The sequence below is a fragment of the Streptacidiphilus albus JL83 genome (genome assembly GCF_000744705.1).
Taxonomy (GTDB): Bacteria; Actinomycetota; Actinomycetes; order Streptomycetales; family Streptomycetaceae; genus Streptacidiphilus; species Streptacidiphilus albus.
The window spans coordinates 7272544-7287869 of the sequence record NZ_JQML01000001.1 but is presented as its reverse complement, the minus strand read 5'-3'; the positions used below and the strand labels follow the sequence as shown (position 1 = coordinate 7287869).

At 68.6% G+C, this 15326-nt stretch carries 11 protein-coding genes and 4 pseudogenes; 8 read left to right on the top strand and 7 right to left on the bottom strand.

Features of this window, described 5'->3' with window-relative positions:
• Positions 1 to 15: 15 nt before the first annotated feature.
• The 4 genes and pseudogenes from BS75_RS31915 to BS75_RS50800 all read left to right on the top strand — a co-directional run.
• Positions 16 to 2241, top strand: a complete 2226-nt coding sequence (locus BS75_RS31915; protein ID WP_034090729.1) for a CocE/NonD family hydrolase — start codon at positions 16 to 18, stop codon at positions 2239 to 2241.
• A gap of 58 nt (positions 2242 to 2299) precedes the next feature.
• Positions 2300 to 2563 (top strand): annotated as a pseudogene (locus BS75_RS31910) (IS3 family transposase); the annotation flags it as partial.
• 112 nt (positions 2564 to 2675) lie between these two features.
• A pseudogene (locus BS75_RS50805) lies at positions 2676 to 3123 on the top strand (transposase family protein); the annotation flags it as partial.
• A 2-nt stretch (positions 3124 to 3125) separates the two neighbouring features.
• A pseudogene (locus BS75_RS50800) lies at positions 3126 to 3512 on the top strand (hypothetical protein); the annotation flags it as partial.
• 62 nt (positions 3513 to 3574) lie between these two features.
• Here the strand turns inward: BS75_RS50800 and BS75_RS48685 are convergent.
• The 3 genes from BS75_RS48685 to BS75_RS31890 form a co-directional block, all read right to left on the bottom strand.
• Positions 3575 to 3832, bottom strand: coding sequence for a hypothetical protein (locus tag BS75_RS48685; protein WP_152646303.1), 258 nt, complete (start codon positions 3830 to 3832; stop codon positions 3575 to 3577).
• A gap of 934 nt (positions 3833 to 4766) precedes the next feature.
• A complete protein-coding gene (locus tag BS75_RS31895) occupies positions 4767 to 5990 on the bottom strand; it encodes an IS701 family transposase (RefSeq protein WP_081982125.1) in 1224 nt (407 codons plus the stop codon).
• A 63-nt stretch (positions 5991 to 6053) separates the two neighbouring features.
• Positions 6054 to 6530 carry a MarR family winged helix-turn-helix transcriptional regulator gene (locus BS75_RS31890; RefSeq protein WP_034090726.1) on the bottom strand — a complete coding sequence of 159 codons (477 nt, stop codon included), beginning with the start codon at positions 6528 to 6530 and terminating at the stop codon, positions 6054 to 6056.
• A gap of 87 nt (positions 6531 to 6617) precedes the next feature.
• Here BS75_RS31890 and BS75_RS31885 point away from each other — a divergent pair, with 87 nt between their 5' ends.
• Together BS75_RS31885 and BS75_RS47100 are read left to right on the top strand one after the other, a co-directional pair.
• Positions 6618 to 7508 carry an alpha/beta fold hydrolase gene (locus BS75_RS31885; RefSeq protein ID WP_034090725.1) on the top strand — a complete coding sequence of 297 codons (891 nt, stop codon included), beginning with the start codon at positions 6618 to 6620 and terminating at the stop codon, positions 7506 to 7508.
• Positions 7509 to 7613: 105 nt separating this feature from the next.
• A protein-coding gene (locus BS75_RS47100) for an IS5 family transposase (RefSeq protein WP_408022567.1) occupies positions 7614 to 8488 on the top strand; the annotation gives its coding sequence in 2 pieces (ribosomal slippage) (positions 7614 to 7988 and positions 7991 to 8488; 873 coding nt in all).
• A 23-nt stretch (positions 8489 to 8511) separates the two neighbouring features.
• Here the strand turns inward: BS75_RS47100 and BS75_RS43565 are convergent.
• Positions 8512 to 9245, bottom strand: a pseudogene (locus tag BS75_RS43565) (IS630 family transposase); the annotation flags it as partial.
• 463 nt (positions 9246 to 9708) lie between these two features.
• On the opposite strand from BS75_RS43565, the gene BS75_RS49555 reads away from it, so the two are divergent.
• A complete protein-coding gene (locus BS75_RS49555) occupies positions 9709 to 10641 on the top strand; it encodes a hypothetical protein (RefSeq protein WP_052070743.1) in 933 nt (310 codons plus the stop codon).
• A gap of 35 nt (positions 10642 to 10676) precedes the next feature.
• Here the strand turns inward: BS75_RS49555 and BS75_RS31855 are convergent, their stop codons facing one another.
• Both BS75_RS31855 and BS75_RS31850 read right to left on the bottom strand, forming a co-directional pair.
• Entirely contained in the window at positions 10677 to 12227 is a 1551-nt protein-coding gene (locus BS75_RS31855) for a hypothetical protein (RefSeq protein ID WP_052069881.1), read from the bottom strand.
• Positions 12224 to 14428, bottom strand: a complete 2205-nt coding sequence (locus tag BS75_RS31850; protein ID WP_034090722.1) for a hypothetical protein — start codon at positions 14426 to 14428, stop codon at positions 12224 to 12226. Before BS75_RS31850 ends, BS75_RS31855 begins: the two co-directional genes overlap by 4 nt.
• Positions 14429 to 14500: 72 nt before the next feature.
• On the opposite strand from BS75_RS31850, the gene BS75_RS31845 reads away from it, so the two are divergent.
• Positions 14501 to 14692 (top strand): hypothetical protein, encoded by a 192-nt coding sequence (locus BS75_RS31845; protein WP_034090721.1) that lies wholly within the window; start codon positions 14501 to 14503, stop codon positions 14690 to 14692.
• Positions 14693 to 14777: 85 nt separating this feature from the next.
• Here BS75_RS31845 and BS75_RS31840 read toward each other — a convergent pair whose 3' ends face one another.
• Positions 14778 to 15236 (bottom strand): NUDIX domain-containing protein, encoded by a 459-nt coding sequence (locus tag BS75_RS31840; protein ID WP_034090720.1) that lies wholly within the window; start codon positions 15234 to 15236, stop codon positions 14778 to 14780.
• Positions 15237 to 15326: the final 90 nt, after the last annotated feature.

The following is a 15326-nucleotide window of genomic DNA, read 5'->3' as shown; positions in this document are numbered from 1 at the left end:
TCGGGAGGAAACCCGATGACGCTCACTGGTGTGCTGGCCGGTCCGATTGCCGGCTTGCGGTACGAGACCCCGACCGTTCATGGCCTGACGAATGAGCGCGGGCAGTTCCAGTACGAACCCGGCGAGCGCATCGCGTTCCTGGTCGGAAACACGTCCATCGGTCATGCGCCGGCACAGTCGCGGATGCACCTCGCGCAGATCGTCGCCCGCGTCGACGGAGACCCGGGCAAGCTGAAGGATCCCGGCCTGACCAACATCGCGCGACTCGTCTTCTCCCTCGGCCGCGACGGGATCCGGGACAACGGCGCCGACATCGCCCCCGAGGTCCACGACATCATCGGCGACCGACGAATCGACTTCCGGCATGACGCCGACTACACCGGCACCCACGTGACCGACAAGATTCAGGACTTCACCGACGATCCCGTCATCCTTGAACTCTTCGAGGAACTCAACCGCGCCGGCGTCTTCGCCGGCGACACGCCTCGGGAGCTCTGCAGCCCGGCGAACGCCCGCAATGAGCTTCGCCGGAACGCGATGGGCATCCTCCGTTTCCGCGACGTCGTCATCCCCCTCCAGAACGGATCCCACGTGTTCGCCGACGTGTTCCGCCCTGCCGAGCCCGGCCACTACCCGGTCATCGTCAGCTGCGGCCCCTACGGCAAGGCGTTCAACCACCACTCCATCGGAACGGACGCCGACCTCGAGCACCACGAGCAGGAAGAAGAGGACTACTTCTTCGGCAACCCCGCCGGTCTCCAGTTCGAAAATCACGAAACGGTCAACACCACCGCCTGGGTGCCCGACGGGTACGCCGTCGTCCGCGTCGACATGCCCGGCGCCGGGAAGAGCCCTGGCCGACTCGCCCCCTGGGGGATAGCCGGCGCCGAGGCCTTCCGAGACGCCATCGAATGGGCCGGCGAGCAGCCCTGGTCGAACGGCTCGGTCGGCCTCTGGGGCATGTCCTACCTCGCCGTCGGCCAGCACGCCGCAGCGAGCCTGCATCCGAAGCACCTCAAGGCCATGATCGCAATCGGGACTGACGTGGACCTCTACGAGGAAGTCGCCTACAACGGCGGGGTCCTCAACGAGCAGTTCTTCCCTATCTGGAAGCAGGCCGGATTCGTCCCAGCGATCGTCGGCGCGCCCGACATCGCCGACTTCACCCGCACCATGAAGGACAGCCCTTTCAAGGACTCAGACCCCGACGCAATCTTCGGACCCCGGGCCGAAGCGTTCATGAGCCCCGACCTGACCGGGGTCACCGTGCCCCTGTGGTCCGTCGCCGCCACCACGCACTCGGCCCACTTCCACCAGCTCGGCAGCAGCGAGGCATACCTGAACACGCCCACCCCGAACAAGAAGCTCGACTTCTGGGAGGACTGGTTCCAAAAGTCCTACGCCCAAGACACCGTCGCCCGCCACAAAGCCTTCTTCGACCACTGGCTCAAGGGCATCGACAACGGCATCATGGACACCCCTCCCGTCCGGCTCGAGATCCGCACGGGCAACGGTGCCTCCTACATCCAACACGAACACGAATGGCCGATCGCCCGCACCGAGTACACCAGGTGGTTCCTCGACGCGGCCGCCGCGGACTGGCAGAACGACACCGAGCGCGGAATCATCCGGCGCCTCACGACAGCCAACCCCACCGCCGCAGACGTCGTCGCATACTCCGCAGATGTCGCGACGACCGATCCGCGGACGACTGGCGCGACATTCATCAGCGACCCCCTGACCGAAGACGTAGTCATCGCCGGGTACGGCAAAGCACAGCTCTGGGTGTCATCAACAAGCTTCGACATGGACCTGTTTATCTCGATCCGCGTCATCGAGGAGCACGATCGCGAAGTCGACTTCACCGGCATCACCACCATGAACTACCCCGACCGCATCGCACCGCTTACCAAGGGATGGCTCAAAGTGTCGCACCGCAAGATCGACCCTGGCCGATCGACCAACTACGCGCCCAAGCACACACATCGCAAGGCAGACCACGCACCCCTGACCCCCGACGAAATCGTCCAGGTCGAGGTCGAGATCATCCCTACTACCGGCTACCTTCGCCGAGGCCACCGACTGCGCGTCGACATTCAACCCTTTGACGGCGCCGCGCACGGGATGCGTCACGCCTACGACGCCGACACCCACACCCGAGCCAACAACCGCCTCCATACCGGCCCCGATCACATCTCATTCATCCAACTGCCGATCGTCCCTCGATCAACGGGGCAATGACGTAGCCGCCGGTAGAGCTCGCACATATAGCCGTGGCGCGGCCTAGAGGAAGTACCCACCGGAGTTGATTGAGCGCGCGGTGCGGATGGTCGTCGACAAGCAGTGCGAGACCCCGGGCCGCCAGGGGATCATCCGGGAGGTCGGTGACCTGCTCGGGATCCATCCCGAAGCCTCGCGGCACTGGGTCAAGAAGGCCGACGTCGACGCCGGCCGACGGCCGGGTGCCACCAGCAGCGAGGCGGGACGGATCCGCGAGCTCGAGCGGGAGAACGCCGAGCCACGGCGGGCCAACGGCATCCTCAAGGCGGCGGCCAGTTTTTTCGGCTCTCCTGTCGCTTCCGTGGGTCGCTGACCTGGGCTGATACGCAGAACACGCCGTACCCGGGGTACGTTTCGACTTGCGAAGGAACGAAACGGATGAACCTGGATACGGCGTGCGATCTGCAAGCATATGGACTCGGCTGCTCGGAGTCGAACACGCGGTGATCGATTCGGTCGAGGCCGAGGAAGGTGAGGGTCCGGAAGCCGTCGGCGGGGACGTGGTGATCGTGGCCCGCGCCCGCCCGGTGAAGCGGCGGCGGCAACGCTGCGGGATCTGCGAGCGGCGGTGCGCCAAGTACGACAGCGGCGAGGGCCGCCGTCGTTGGCGGGCCCTGGACCTGGGGGCGGTACGGGCGTTCATCGAGGCGGACGCGCCGCGGGTGTCGTGTGCCGAGCACGGCGTGGTCGTCGCCCACGTGCCCTGGGCCCTGCACGGCGCCGGGCCCACCCTGTCCCTCGACGACACCGTGGCCTGGCTGGCCACCCACTGCTCGAAGACCGCCGTGGTCCAGCTCGCGGACCGGCTGGCGCACCGTGGGCAGCATCTGCTCCCGCGTGTTCTGACCCCCGATCTCAACCTTGCTCGCGGCACTCTCGAAGTCCGCCGCGGCTTGCTGCGGCACACCCTCTACCTGGAGGAATTCACCCACCGACTCGCCAGCGAGTGGCTCGCCCATCGCCACCACCGCTGGCCAGCATCGACGAACCCCTACCTTCTCGTCAGCCAGAAGACGGCCCTCGACCCAGATCAACCGGTGGTCAGCAGAACATTGCTTCGCAGGACCCTTCCCAAGAACGTCACGCTCGTCGGCCTGCGGCAGGACCGCATGCTCAACGAGGCGTTTGCCACCGGTGATCCCCTCAAGCTGATGCGGCTCTTCGGGATCACCGCTCAGACCGCCATGCGCTACGTCGCTGCGGCGTACCCGGAGCGGACGGCCCGACTACCCATTGACCACCCGGCAACTGAGGTGATCACCAAGGCGGACCGTCAGCTGGTCTCTTGGGACAATCAGCCATCGAAGCGGTTCCAGTCGATAAGGAGGTAGGCCAGCGGTGCCAGGGCGCTTCGGTGGGTGGCGCCAGCCCAGACATCGAATGCTTCGCCGTCCTCGCTGCTGACATGCACGACGAGGCCAGGGGCCACGTAGAAGTGGGTGGGTGCCCAGGGCCAGAAGGGACGCAGGGGCACAAGGTGCAGCGCTTCGGTGTGTTGCTCGACCTGTGGTGCAGTGAGTTTGCGGGGCAGGGGGAGGTAGTCGGCGCCCATGGAGGCCTCGAGGGGAGAGCTGGATCAGGAAGCCGCTGAGCGGTTCCTGTTCGGCGATCGGCTCCTCGTCGAATTCACGGAACCAGACAGTCGGATCGGCTTCAGGTCCCTCAAGCGTCCACAGGACTGACCAGAAGAAGCCTCTTGGTTCTCGACGCCGAAGACGAGCTTCTCCCCGAGATGGTCGATGTGCAGGTCTGGCTCGGGCAGGATCTTGTTCTGGATTCCAAGGGGCACCCGGCCGCTCCTTCGCGAGCCGGTAGAGCTGTCTCAGTCCGCCGGGAAGGCGTGACACGGAGCCGCTGGTAGGCGATTCGGTGGCGTCTGCGGTCGGGTACCAGCCGGTGACCCGGAAACCGGTCTCCTGGCCGGCTGCAAGCAGAGCCAGATCATGATCACGATCACAGGGCGGCTGCTGATCAGCCATACAACTCACTCCACCCCGCATCGGACAAAGGGCCGGGCCGTCGATTCAACCTTGTCGGGGGGGTGTACCAGCCGGCCCGGTGCTTCCAAACCTACGACGACACCACGCCCACCCACACGACGACGAGCCCATCCACGTGGAGCCAAAACAAGCTGGAATCCCGACTACCCCGACGGGTCCGTCCGGGTGGCCAGCTCGAGCTTGAGCAGGTGGGCCGGCATCCCGGTGGCGTGAAACGGTTGTACAAAAGCGAATTTCTCGACCCCGCCGATGTCTCCGCGGCCCCGAAAGCGGCGCCGGCCGGCCGACCACGACCCTCGGCTGACCGCTAGTACTACAGCCGGTGGTTTTACGGTGAGTGAGCGCGGGCGGTTCGGGTGCGGTAGTGGCTGTGGCGGGCGCGGGTTTGGTGGCGGGTGCGCCAGCGGTGCCAGTGCATGGTCAGCCAGGTGCGGGCGGTGCGCACTGGTGCCTGGACGATGCGGTCGTACAGGCGGCGGATCTCGTTCACGGTCGGGGGTCGACTGTCGGTGGACGGTGCGGTATTAGCCGGCTCCGGACGTCGGCCAGGAAGGCCATGGCGAGCATGCATACGGTGGTGTGCCGGTACCACGAGCACCATTTGCGTACCTCGTGCTCATCGAGTCCGACCTGGCCCTTGGCCACCTGGAAGGACTCCTCGACCATCCAGCGCTGCCCGGCGGCGGTCACCAGGGCGGCCAGGGTGGTGCCGGGGTCGGCGTGGCACAGGAAGTAGGCGACCTCGCGGACCAGTTCGCCGGTCTTCTTGTTCACCTTGTTCGGAACGGTGGAACGCCGGATCAACAGGTGGCGCTCCAACTCCAGATCAGTGTGGGCGAGTTGGACGATGGCCCAGTCGTAGTCGCGCGGGCCCTTGGCGCCGTCGGCGCACGAACGGCGCTCGAAGACGTCCTCGGGCACGGCCGCGTACAGTTCGCGGGCCTGGCGGGTGCGCCCGTCGGGCAGTGGCAGCGCCTCGTCCTTGGGGATGGCCAGCACGTAGCGGATGCGCTGTTCCTCCAGCCAGGCACGCAGGGCGCGGGCCTGGCCGTAGACCTCGTCAGCCAGGAAGTAGGAGAACGGGACCCCTGCCCGCACGGCGCGTTCCACCATCCGCCGGGCCAGTTCCGGCTTGGTGGCCACTTGCGTGGCGCGCTCGGGCGGGATGCCCTGCTCGGCACTGCGCCGTTCATGTTCGGCGGTGGTTCCAGCCCATGTCCTCCCGAGGTAGAGCTCGCGGTCGATCAGTGTCCGACCCCGGCTGGATCCGTAGGACAGGTGGACGCTGACCTGGGCGTTCTCGATCCGGCCTGCGGTTCCGGTGTACTGCCGCTGCACCCCGGCGCTCTTGGTGCCCTTCTTGATGTCACCAGTCTCGTCCGCGATGAGTACCGCATCCGGGGCGGTCAGGGCGGCGACGGCATAGTCCCGGACCCGGTCGCGCAGTTCGTCCGCGTCCCACGCCGCCTTGGCCAGGAAGCCCTGCAGCCGGTCGGGGTTGGGGTGACCGGCGAACTCGGCCAGCTGCCACAGGTTCTTGCGCGGCACCTCAGCCAGCAGCCCGCGCATCATCGCCCGCAGGTTCTCCCGCGAGGCCGGGCGGGCGAACACATCGTCCACCGAGGCACACAGCGCCTCCAACTCACCCTCCATGGAACGGACATCAGCCTCGCTCAACTCGCCCGTCGGCACCGCACCTGGCGGCAGCATCACTCCCACGAATGGAGTAACGAGCCAGCCGCCATCACGTCACGTGAACAACCGGCTGTAGTACTAGCGCAGTTCCTGTCCCGCCGCCCAGCCCGGAGCGTCGAGGTTGATGGGCGAGTCGCCGACGAATTGGGCGAGCTGCGTTTCCAACTCGGCGAGTTCAGCGGCGCCCAGACGCACTTCCCAGCGGGCCCGCACCTCGTCGAAGATCGCCGTGCTCTCGGTGATCAGCCCGATCCCGTGATCGGTGATCCGGATGTTCTTGCGGCGGCTGTCGGCGGGGTCGGTCTCGGTGGTGACGTACCCGCGTTCGACGAGCGCGGCGATCGTCTTCGCCGCGGCCTGCTTGGTGATGGCGAGTCTGCGGGCCAAGTCCGAGGCGCTGTCGGCGCCGGCTCGGATGGCCCGGATCGCGTACTCGTGCGACGGCCGGGCGTCGGGGTATCCCCGGGTCGCCAGCTCCCGGACCACTTCGTCCACCAGATTGCGATAGCTGCCCAGGAGCAGCAGGGCGAGATCGGCGCCGGATCGTGAGGACATGACCACAGTCTAGATCTTCCCTTGACCTGGACAACCAGGTTGACTAACACTGGAGTCAACCTGATTGTCTATCTTGGGAGTCATCGCATGACCAGCTCTTCCGTGACCGCCTCCCCCGCCGTGGCGGGCGTCACGCACCACACCGCCGAGGTCAACGGCACCACGTTGCACTACGTCTCGGCGGGCGACACCGGCTCCCCGATCCTGCTGGTGCACGGGTGGCCAGAGTCCTGGTGGGCCTTCCGCGACGTCATCCCGCTGCTCGCCGCCACCCACCGGGTGTTCGCCGTCGACCTGCGCGGCTTCGGCGACTCCGGCATCGCCGACGGCGACCACGACTTGGCCACCATGGCGGAGGACCTGCACCGGCTGGTCGCCCACCTCGGCGTCGGGCCCGTGCACGTGACCTGCCAGGACATCAGCGGCGGGCCGGTCTTCGCGTTCGCGGCCACGCACCCCGGCGACGTCCTCAGCTTCACCGGCGTCGAGACCACCCTTCCGGGGTACGGCTGGGAGATGCTGGCCGACGTGAGGAACGGCGGCTCCTGGCACGTGGGATTCCTGGCCGCCCCGGGAATTCCGGAGCTGTTCCTGGCCGGCCGCGAGCGAGTGATGCTCGACTGGGCCGTCTCGGTGATGACGATGGTGCCGGGCGGGGTCACCGAGGCCGACCTCGACGAGTTCGCCCGCACCTACGCGCGGCCGGGCGGCTGGCGCGGCACCGAGGGGCTCTACCGTTCCTCCCTGACCGGCGGCAACCGGATGCGGGCACTGGCCGAGTCGCGGCCGCTGACCGTTCCCGTGCTCGCCGTCGACGGCATCAACGCCCCCTTCACCGAACGGACGATGCGCCAGGTCGCCGGCGACGTCACCGCGGTCACGATCCCGGACGTCGGGCATTTCGTCGCGCAGGAGGCGCCCGCCGCCTTCGCCACCGCGGTCGGCGACTTCGTCGACCGCGTCGACCGGAGCCGCTGAACGGCCGAGTCCCTGCACCGCCACCCTCCGTGCCCTCTCCGGCCTGCCGCTGACGCGGCCTAGGGTCTGTTTATAAAGTAGATCAAGGTCTGCGATGATCTTGTCGTGGGACGTGGAGATCTGACGAACGAACAGTGGGCCGTGCTGGCACCGTTGCTGCCCGTGGGCGTGAGGCCGGGGCGACCCGTGATGTACTCCCGTCGGCAGCTGATCGACGGGATCCGGTGGCGGACTCGCACGGGAGCGCCGTGGCGGGACGTTCCGGAGCGGTACGGGCCGTGGGAGTCGGTGTACGGGCTGTTCCGGCGCTGGCAGCGTGACGGGACCTGGGCCGCTGTGGTGGTCGGGCTCCGGGCCCGGGCGGATGCGAAGGGCCTGGTCACCTGGGACGTCTCCGTGGACTCGACGGTCTGCCGTGCGCATCAGCACGCGGCCGGGGCCCGTAAAAGGGGGACCTCCAGAAGGAGTCTCCCGGCGGCGTCGAGACCGAGCCGGCCCACCATGGCCTCGGTCGCTCCCGCGGAGGCCTGACGACGAAAATCCACCTCGCGGTCGAGCAGGGGCAGAAGCCCCTGGCGATCGTGATCACTCCTGGCCAATGGGGCGACTCCCCGCAGTTTCAGACGGTCCTGGGGCTGATCAGGGTGCCTCGCACCGGAGTTGGTCGACCACGCACCCGGCCCAGGAGGGTCCGCGCGGACAAGGCCTACGGGTCCAGGGCGAACCGCGCCTACCTGCGCAGGCGCGGCATACGCTGCACCATTCCGGAGAAGCGGGACCAGATCCGCAACCGTAGGAAGCGGGGCTCTGCCGGTGGTCGACCGCCGACGTTCGACAAGGTCGACTACCGCGAGCGCCACGCGGTGGAGTGCGGGATCGGCCGACTCAAGCGCCGACGCGCGGTCGCGACTCGGTACGACAAGTTGGCCGTCCGCTACGAGGCGACAGTCAACGTCGCCCTGATCGACGAGTGGCTGTGAACGCACTTTCTAAACACGCTCTAGTAGTCCTTCCAGCCGAAGCCCTTCGGTTCGTCCTTGCGACCCCGGTACTCGCGGATCGCGTAGATCAACCGGGACCGCTCGCCGGGCTTGTAGCAGGTCATGCCCGCCATGGAGACGCGGCCCGAGCCGCGTCCGCGCACGCGGACGACGGGGGTGATGCCCTGGCGGCCCCAGGTCCTGGCGCGCGGCGGTGTCATCGACTGGCCGGCTTCGTCCTCGAAGACCACCCAGGCGTTGTTCACCGCCGCGGTGCTCTTACCCGCGGCCAGACCTCCCGCTTCCACAGCTCCACCGCATCGTCATCACGCTCGATCGCGCGCCGCACGGGCTGCTGCCAGGACCAGCCGTGCCGCCGCAGCAGCCGCCACGTCCCCTCCACGGTGTACGAGACGTGGAACAGGCGGCCGATCATCGTCTTCACCCGGGCCAGAGTCCACCGCTGGTCGGCCCACCCATGCGCCAGCGGGCCACGCTCCAACTCCCGCTCCAGCCGGGCTATCTGCGTCTCCGACAGTCGAGGCCGGCCCGGCGAACCCTTCGATGCCAACCCGGCCAGGCCCTCCTCGCGCTACCGGAGCCGCCAGCGTTCCACCGACCGCTCCGAGACGCGCAACGCGGCAGCGATCTCCCGGTTCTTCTCGTCGGCCTCGAAGCCAGTCACGGCCTGGAGCCGGACCTGTTCTCGCGCGGCCCTCTCGGCGTCGGTCAAGCCGCCGCCCTGCGGATATCTCACCCCATCAGGACTACCGAAGCCACCCACACGCTGTCCGGCGAACAGCCCGACATCACCCGATCAAGTTCAGTAGCGCTGGCTGCGTACAGGTGTGGATAGGCAGTCGTCACTGCGGAATGCAAGCAGCCCCGCTGGACAGGTTTCAGTGGGGCTGCTCCAGCGGTTCCCGGGCAGCAGTTGCGCCGTCGCGCTCAGTGGTCGGGTGGTCAGGCTCCCTGGCCCTGAGCGGCCTGCGGCGGGACGACGACAGTGCGACGGTCGCGACCGCCACCCTCGACGCGTACGCTGACGACGTAGTGCGGCACCTCGATCGCAACCACATCGCCAGCGTGGCACTGGTCTAGACCTCATCGCGGCGACTACCCCGCTTGTCGCGGGCTCACGAACGCGGCTCTCGGCGGGATGCGGGGGCGTACTGGAAAACGGGATGCGCGGCCTGCGGCGGGATGGTGAACTCGACGTCATGCCCCCGTCTGAATCACCCGCACCGCCGGGGCCCTACCGCTGGGACCTGCTGCGCCCGGACCGCCTGGGCACCCTGCTGGACGAGGTCCCCGAGCCGAACCCGTGGTTCCTCAACGCGTTGACGGACTGCGCCGGCAAAGTCGTCGCGCGCAGTGGGGACGCGGACCTTCGGTTTGTGGGCCGTTCCGCCGACAGTGTGTTCGATGTGCTGGGTGGGGCGTTTGACGGGACGTCGTGGCAGGGGCGACTGGAGCGGCTGCCGCTCTCCTGCGCGCGGGACCGGGCTGACCTGTCAGCGCGCGAACTGCGTCGTCTGCGGGAGGACCTGGCCGCCGCCGGGCTGGAGCCCCGGGCGCTGGCGCGGCGGGGGCGTCCGCTGGCGCTGGTCGACCTGGTGTGGATGGGCCGGACGTTCACCACCCTGCACACGGTGATCCGCGACTGGGTAGAGGAGGTCCGCGAGCCGTGGCCGGTGGTCCGCCTCAAGCTGCGCTATGTCGGGATCACCTCGCGCAAGCCCACCAGCCCGAACACCTACCGCTGGCACCAGCACCTGCCGTGGACCTGTGACCTGCCCGCCGCAGGGGTCACCAGCGTCTCACTCGACGCCAGCGTGTGGCACCTGCTCGGCAACGTGCAGCACAAGACCGCCGCCAGTTTTCCGCCCGCCCGCTGGTACCTGGATGAGGACCGTCGCGAGCGGGAGCCGGACGGCGAGCAGCGCTCGTCGCTGGCCCCGCAGCACGGGGCCGACCACAGGGCCGCGCTGGCCGAAGCGCGGGCCCTGGTCGCCGCCGGTCGCAGCGGTACGGTGCGCGGTGCGTTGGTGCGCACGATGGTGGCCGAACCGGCCTTCCGGGAGCGCTGGTTGCGGGCGCTGGCCAGGGAACTGCGTGGCCTGCCGCCTGCGCTGCCACGCACGCGCGGGTAGGTGTCGCCGCCTGACCGGATCGTCCGTGCCAGTCGCTACCCTGCCTGCGGGGTGCAGTCCGCAGCCGGTGGCGCACCGGTGGGCCAGGCCATGCCGAGGAAGGTCGAGGTACGGCCGTTGTAGGTGATCATGGGTACTGCTTTGTCCCATGGGTTGCCGCCGTTGTCCAGGCAGATCCAGCCGCTGGCACCGTCGACCCGCAGTTCCGCGTGCAGGTTCTGCCACTCCTGGCCGACCGCGGCCAGCGGGGGCGGCGTGATCTGGCCGCTGACGTGGGCGTGATCGAGCGCCTGCACGGCCGTCCACACCGTGTCGTGAGCGATGATCGTCTGGCCGTCGGAGAGGTCCGACTGGGCGACCGTGAGGCCCGACGCGCTGACCGCGTTGAGGAACGCGTCGTAGTCGGCGGTCGATCCGCCGGTGGCGGGCACCGGGGCTTTGGTCCAGGCGTCGGGAAAGGCAAGGGCCGCGTACTCCAGGGTGATCCCTCCGAAGTCCGCGGGGTTCAGCAGCTTGTCACTGGCGAGGTGGGAGGCATCGTCCCCAGTGAGGACGATGAACTTGCGTTCGGGGCATCCCTGTCCCAGGGCATTGAGGAACTGCCGCAGTTGGACGTGCCGGCCGGCGAAATAGATGAAGCGTGGTGCGGCCATGCAGATGTTGAGGACCTTCTGGTCGAACTGGTTCTCGGTGTCGCCGTCCTGGGAGATGTCCTCGGGCGAGGTGAACTGCACGGGCTGGGCCATCCCGGCGCCCAGCTGCTTGCTGATCGCCTTTTTGAGGGTGGTGATGTAGTCGTCGTCGGTGCGCGTGTCCTCGACCACCATGGCCTGGCTCGGATTGACCTTGGCGAACCGGGCGAGAGCCGCGGCCTCGGAGGTGTTCGTCACGGACACCCTGGCCAGTCCCGGGAAGAGCTGGCTGCTCGCGGTGTTGGCGATGGTGTCCGCGGTGATGGCCCCGCCGACGACCGGGATCGGGTCCGGCAGGTGGGTGAGCCAGTGCACCTCGGCCAGGGTGTTCTGGGTGCTGTCGGCGATCCCGGCGACCACCCGCAGGTAGTCCGGCGCACCGGTCATCGCGTTCAGCTCACGGTCGACTGTCAGCCAGCCGGAACTGTCCGAGCCCGGGTTCGCCAGCACCAGACGGATCTTGGGCACGGTGTTGTCGTCGAGATTGTCCGCCCGGTACTGGGCGACGTAGGCCCCTTCGACCGCGTGCAGGATTTCCGCCTGGACGGATCCGTCGCTGGAGGTCATCGGCATCAGCAGGGCGATGGTGGCCGGACGCTCGCCGGACACGGACTGGTTCTGCTTGAGGATCTTGCCCTCGATGGCCTTCAGCCCGGGGGCGAAGACGTACTGTCCGTCGGTGACTCCCTCACATTCGGTGCTGCCCAGCGACGGCCGGGCCACGCCGGCGCCGCAGGACAGGTTGGGGGGCGGTGGAGGCGCGGGGTTGGCGAGGGTGTAGCCGCCGAATGCCAGCGTCGCCGCCAGCAGCACGGCCACCGTTCCGGCCCCCGCCTTGCGGGCCGGGGTGAAGGTGATCCAGTACCACACCGACTGGTACCACGGGGTCCTCACCTGCGCTCACTTCCTTCGTCCAGCCAACTGCTGTCCTGTCGCCAGCCGCGCAGCGCGGCCGGCCAGTTCCTGCGTGCTTCGAACAGCTCCCTCGCGCCCGCGCGATGCTGCGTGGACAGGAAGTGCAACTCGCTGGCGAGCTGGTCCAGTACGTCCTCTTCCGGTGCCACGAGTACGTCAGACAGGTACCAGGCGGCGTGCAGCAGCCGGTACACGGAGCGGTGGACGGCGGAGACGGTGTCCAGCCCCAGCGCGGGGTCGTGCTGGTCCGCGCCGAAGGCGGAGGCGCGGCGCCGGTCGCTGCCCGCCGGCCCCGCCGGACCTGGCGCCTCGGCGATCCAGCGCAGCGCCCGCAGCCAGGCCTGTGCGTCGGAGGTCGCGAAACTGGCCTGGAGCCGCTCCACCACATGGACCGGCTGCCCCAGGCAGAGGCAGTGGTACAGGCGTGTGGGCTCGCGCTCGACCAGGAGGCCGCTCCCGGACGGCCCGTAGTGGTCGCGCAGGGTTTCCTGCACCTCGGTCCAGGTGGGCTCGGCGTAGGCGGTGTTCGCCTCGTTACGCTCGCGCAGGTTTCGCAGCAGCAGAGTGCGCAGGAAGCGGTCGCCGACGAAGTAGCCACCACCGGCGCGCCAGCCCTGGTTCTGCAGGACCTCTTCCATGTGCAGCACCGCGTCGGCGCGTGTGTCCGGCTCCAGATGGCGTTCGGCCAGCGCTCGTGCCGCTTTGACGCTTCGTGCGGGCGAGAAGGTGGTCAGCAGGGACCGGGTGGCCGGGTCCGGGATCAGTCGCTCCAGCAGGTGGGACACGACGGGCGACTCGGTGCGTCCGCTGACCGGCTCCGCCGCCGGGTGGACGACCTTCAGGTCCAGCAGCGAGGCCGGGTCGAACCGGTGTCCGGGCCGGGACGCCGCACCATCGTCGGGCGCGGCCTCGCTCGTGCCGTGGACCAGTCCGGCCACGGCTGCGGCCGCCAGCGTGCTCAGGCCCAGCGGAACCCCGGCGCTGAGGCGGTGGATGATCTGGGGCAGGGTGCCCGGGAACAGGTCGTCGGGTGCGGCCCGGGATCCGGAGAGCTGGGCGTCGAGCTGCCGGTCGATGATCCGAACGGTGTCCCGGACCGACAACGGGGTCAGCGCAACAACCAGCAGGCCCGCGTCGGGGCTCTCCCCGGTCCGTTTCCATTCCCACCGGGGCGGAAAGTCGGTGACGGCGATCCGCTGGGTGGTGGCCGAACGGCGGCCCGGCACGGTGGCGGCGGTGGCTATCAGCACCAGGGGGTCCTGGCGGTGGGTGCGGCCGTGGCCGGAGGATCTGTTCTCCAGGACCAGATCGAGGAAACGGTGACCTGCCGGAGCGGCATCGAGGTTGTCGAGCAGGAGAAGCGGGCGCCGGATGCGGTTGAAGCGGTGCTCTGCCGCCCCGAGCGCGTCGGTGAGGTCGGCCAGGAAGGACGCGACCAGCTCGCGTTCGGCGCTCTCCCGGAAGGCCCCGCCGGTGTGGTAGTCCCGCGCGGTGATCAGGAGGCTCTCGTAGCTGTCACCCGGCAGGTCCGGCCGGTGGTCGGCCCACCAGTGCAGGGCCGTGTCCCGGTGTTTGTGCGCGAGCTCCGCCCCGGACTTCGTGAAGACCTTGACGCTCGCCTTGACGAAGGCATCCACCGGAAAGGGCGCGACGCTTCCGGCCAACTCGGCCAGTACCTCGCTGACCCACTCGTCCACGTGATCGCCGTGGCGGCCGCTCTCCAGGATCCGGCGGACACCGGGACGGGCCCGGTCCAGCAGCCCTCGGGCCTGGTCGGCCGTCAGATAATCGCCCGGCTCCCACAGGGACAGCGCCAGCAGCCCCAGCTCCAGGCGAGTGAAGGCGACCCGCCGGGTGTGCCGGATAGCCAGTCCCAGTTCCCAGACCGCGTCGTCCAGTAATCGCAGTAGCGGCGACTGCGGGTCGCCGGAGACCGGCCCGTTCTCCGGGGCGGAGTATCGGCGAGGAGCTGCGAGGTCCAGATAGGCACGCGGAGCGCGCCCCCCGTATGCCTCGGCGAGCCGAAGGAGCACCGCGGTCTTCCCCATGCCGCGGCCGCCGGTGAGCAGCAGGAGGGGGATGTCGTCGTGGTGGGGGAGTTTGATGCGTTGTTCGCGGGTGAGCGCCAGTCCGACGAGCGACGATACCCGGTCGAGAAAAGCATCGCGGTCGTACAGCACCTTTGTCCCCGGTCTGAGTGGCCGTCATATATGTTGTGTGCGAGGGGAGAAGAGTATCCGATGAGATGGTGTGTGCGAGGCCGAACAGCAGGCTCGCACACGAGTACTGGCCGGGCGGCCCGTTCGGACTTCTGGCAGCTGGCCTTCCACTACGACCGCGACGACCGCTCCTGCGAGCACCTGTTCCTGCCCACCGAGAGACTCCTGGCCTGGTGGACCGAGCATCGCGTGGCCGTGCGGCACGCGTTCGCGGCCATGGCATGAGCACGGTGCGGGATCGGCACCGCAGGCAACCCGGCCAAAGCGGATGTGCTCGTAGGAGGCCAACCCTTTGCCCGGCGGCGGTAGCTCAGGAATCCTGAGGCAGGCCGTGCTCCAGGTAGAGGTGCTTGTCCGCCTGCCGGGCCCGGGCCGCGGCCCGGACTCTCCGGGCCAGGCGTTCGTTCAGCACGTCGGTGAGGACGCTGAGGTCATGGAAGGCGAAGTGGCTGATCTCCACGCCGTCGACCCTGATCCGGGGCGTGTCGGCGTCGGTGAGGATGCCGCCGTCGAAGACGAAGAGGAGCTTGTCGCCCTCGGTGGGCGCGGGTGCCCAGTCGGTGACCAGGAGCCGTCCCAGGCCGGGGGTGAAGCCCAGTTCTTCCTGGACTTCGCGGATGGCTGCGGCGGCCAGTGACTCGCCGGGCTGGATGTAGCCGCCGGGGATCTCCATGCCCGCCTTGTAGGTGGGCTTGACGAGCAGCACGTGTCCGGCCGGGTTGACGAACAGGACGCCTGCGGCCATACGCGGGCGGGCGAATTCATCCATGGGTGGAACCTACTGCCGCTGGAGTCGCTCGTGGGTCGACTCGCTGCCGAGGGGGCCGCTGTCGCACTCGCCTGTCCCGCCTGTCCGGAG

Coding starts and splice junctions, on each gene's coding strand:
- BS75_RS31915 (WP_034090729.1), top strand. CDS start 16: ATGACGCTCACTGGTGTGCTGGCCGGTCCGATTGCCGGCTTGCGGTAC.
- BS75_RS48685 (WP_152646303.1), bottom strand. CDS start 3,832: ATGGGCGCCGACTACCTCCCCCTGCCCCGCAAACTCACTGCACCACAG.
- BS75_RS31895 (WP_081982125.1), bottom strand. CDS start 5,990: ATGCTGCCGCCAGGTGCGGTGCCGACGGGCGAGTTGAGCGAGGCTGAT.
- BS75_RS31890 (WP_034090726.1), bottom strand. CDS start 6,530: ATGTCCTCACGATCCGGCGCCGATCTCGCCCTGCTGCTCCTGGGCAGC.
- BS75_RS31885 (WP_034090725.1), top strand. CDS start 6,618: ATGACCAGCTCTTCCGTGACCGCCTCCCCCGCCGTGGCGGGCGTCACG.
- BS75_RS49555 (WP_052070743.1), top strand. CDS start 9,709: ATGCCCCCGTCTGAATCACCCGCACCGCCGGGGCCCTACCGCTGGGAC.
- BS75_RS31840 (WP_034090720.1), bottom strand. CDS start 15,236: ATGGATGAATTCGCCCGCCCGCGTATGGCCGCAGGCGTCCTGTTCGTC.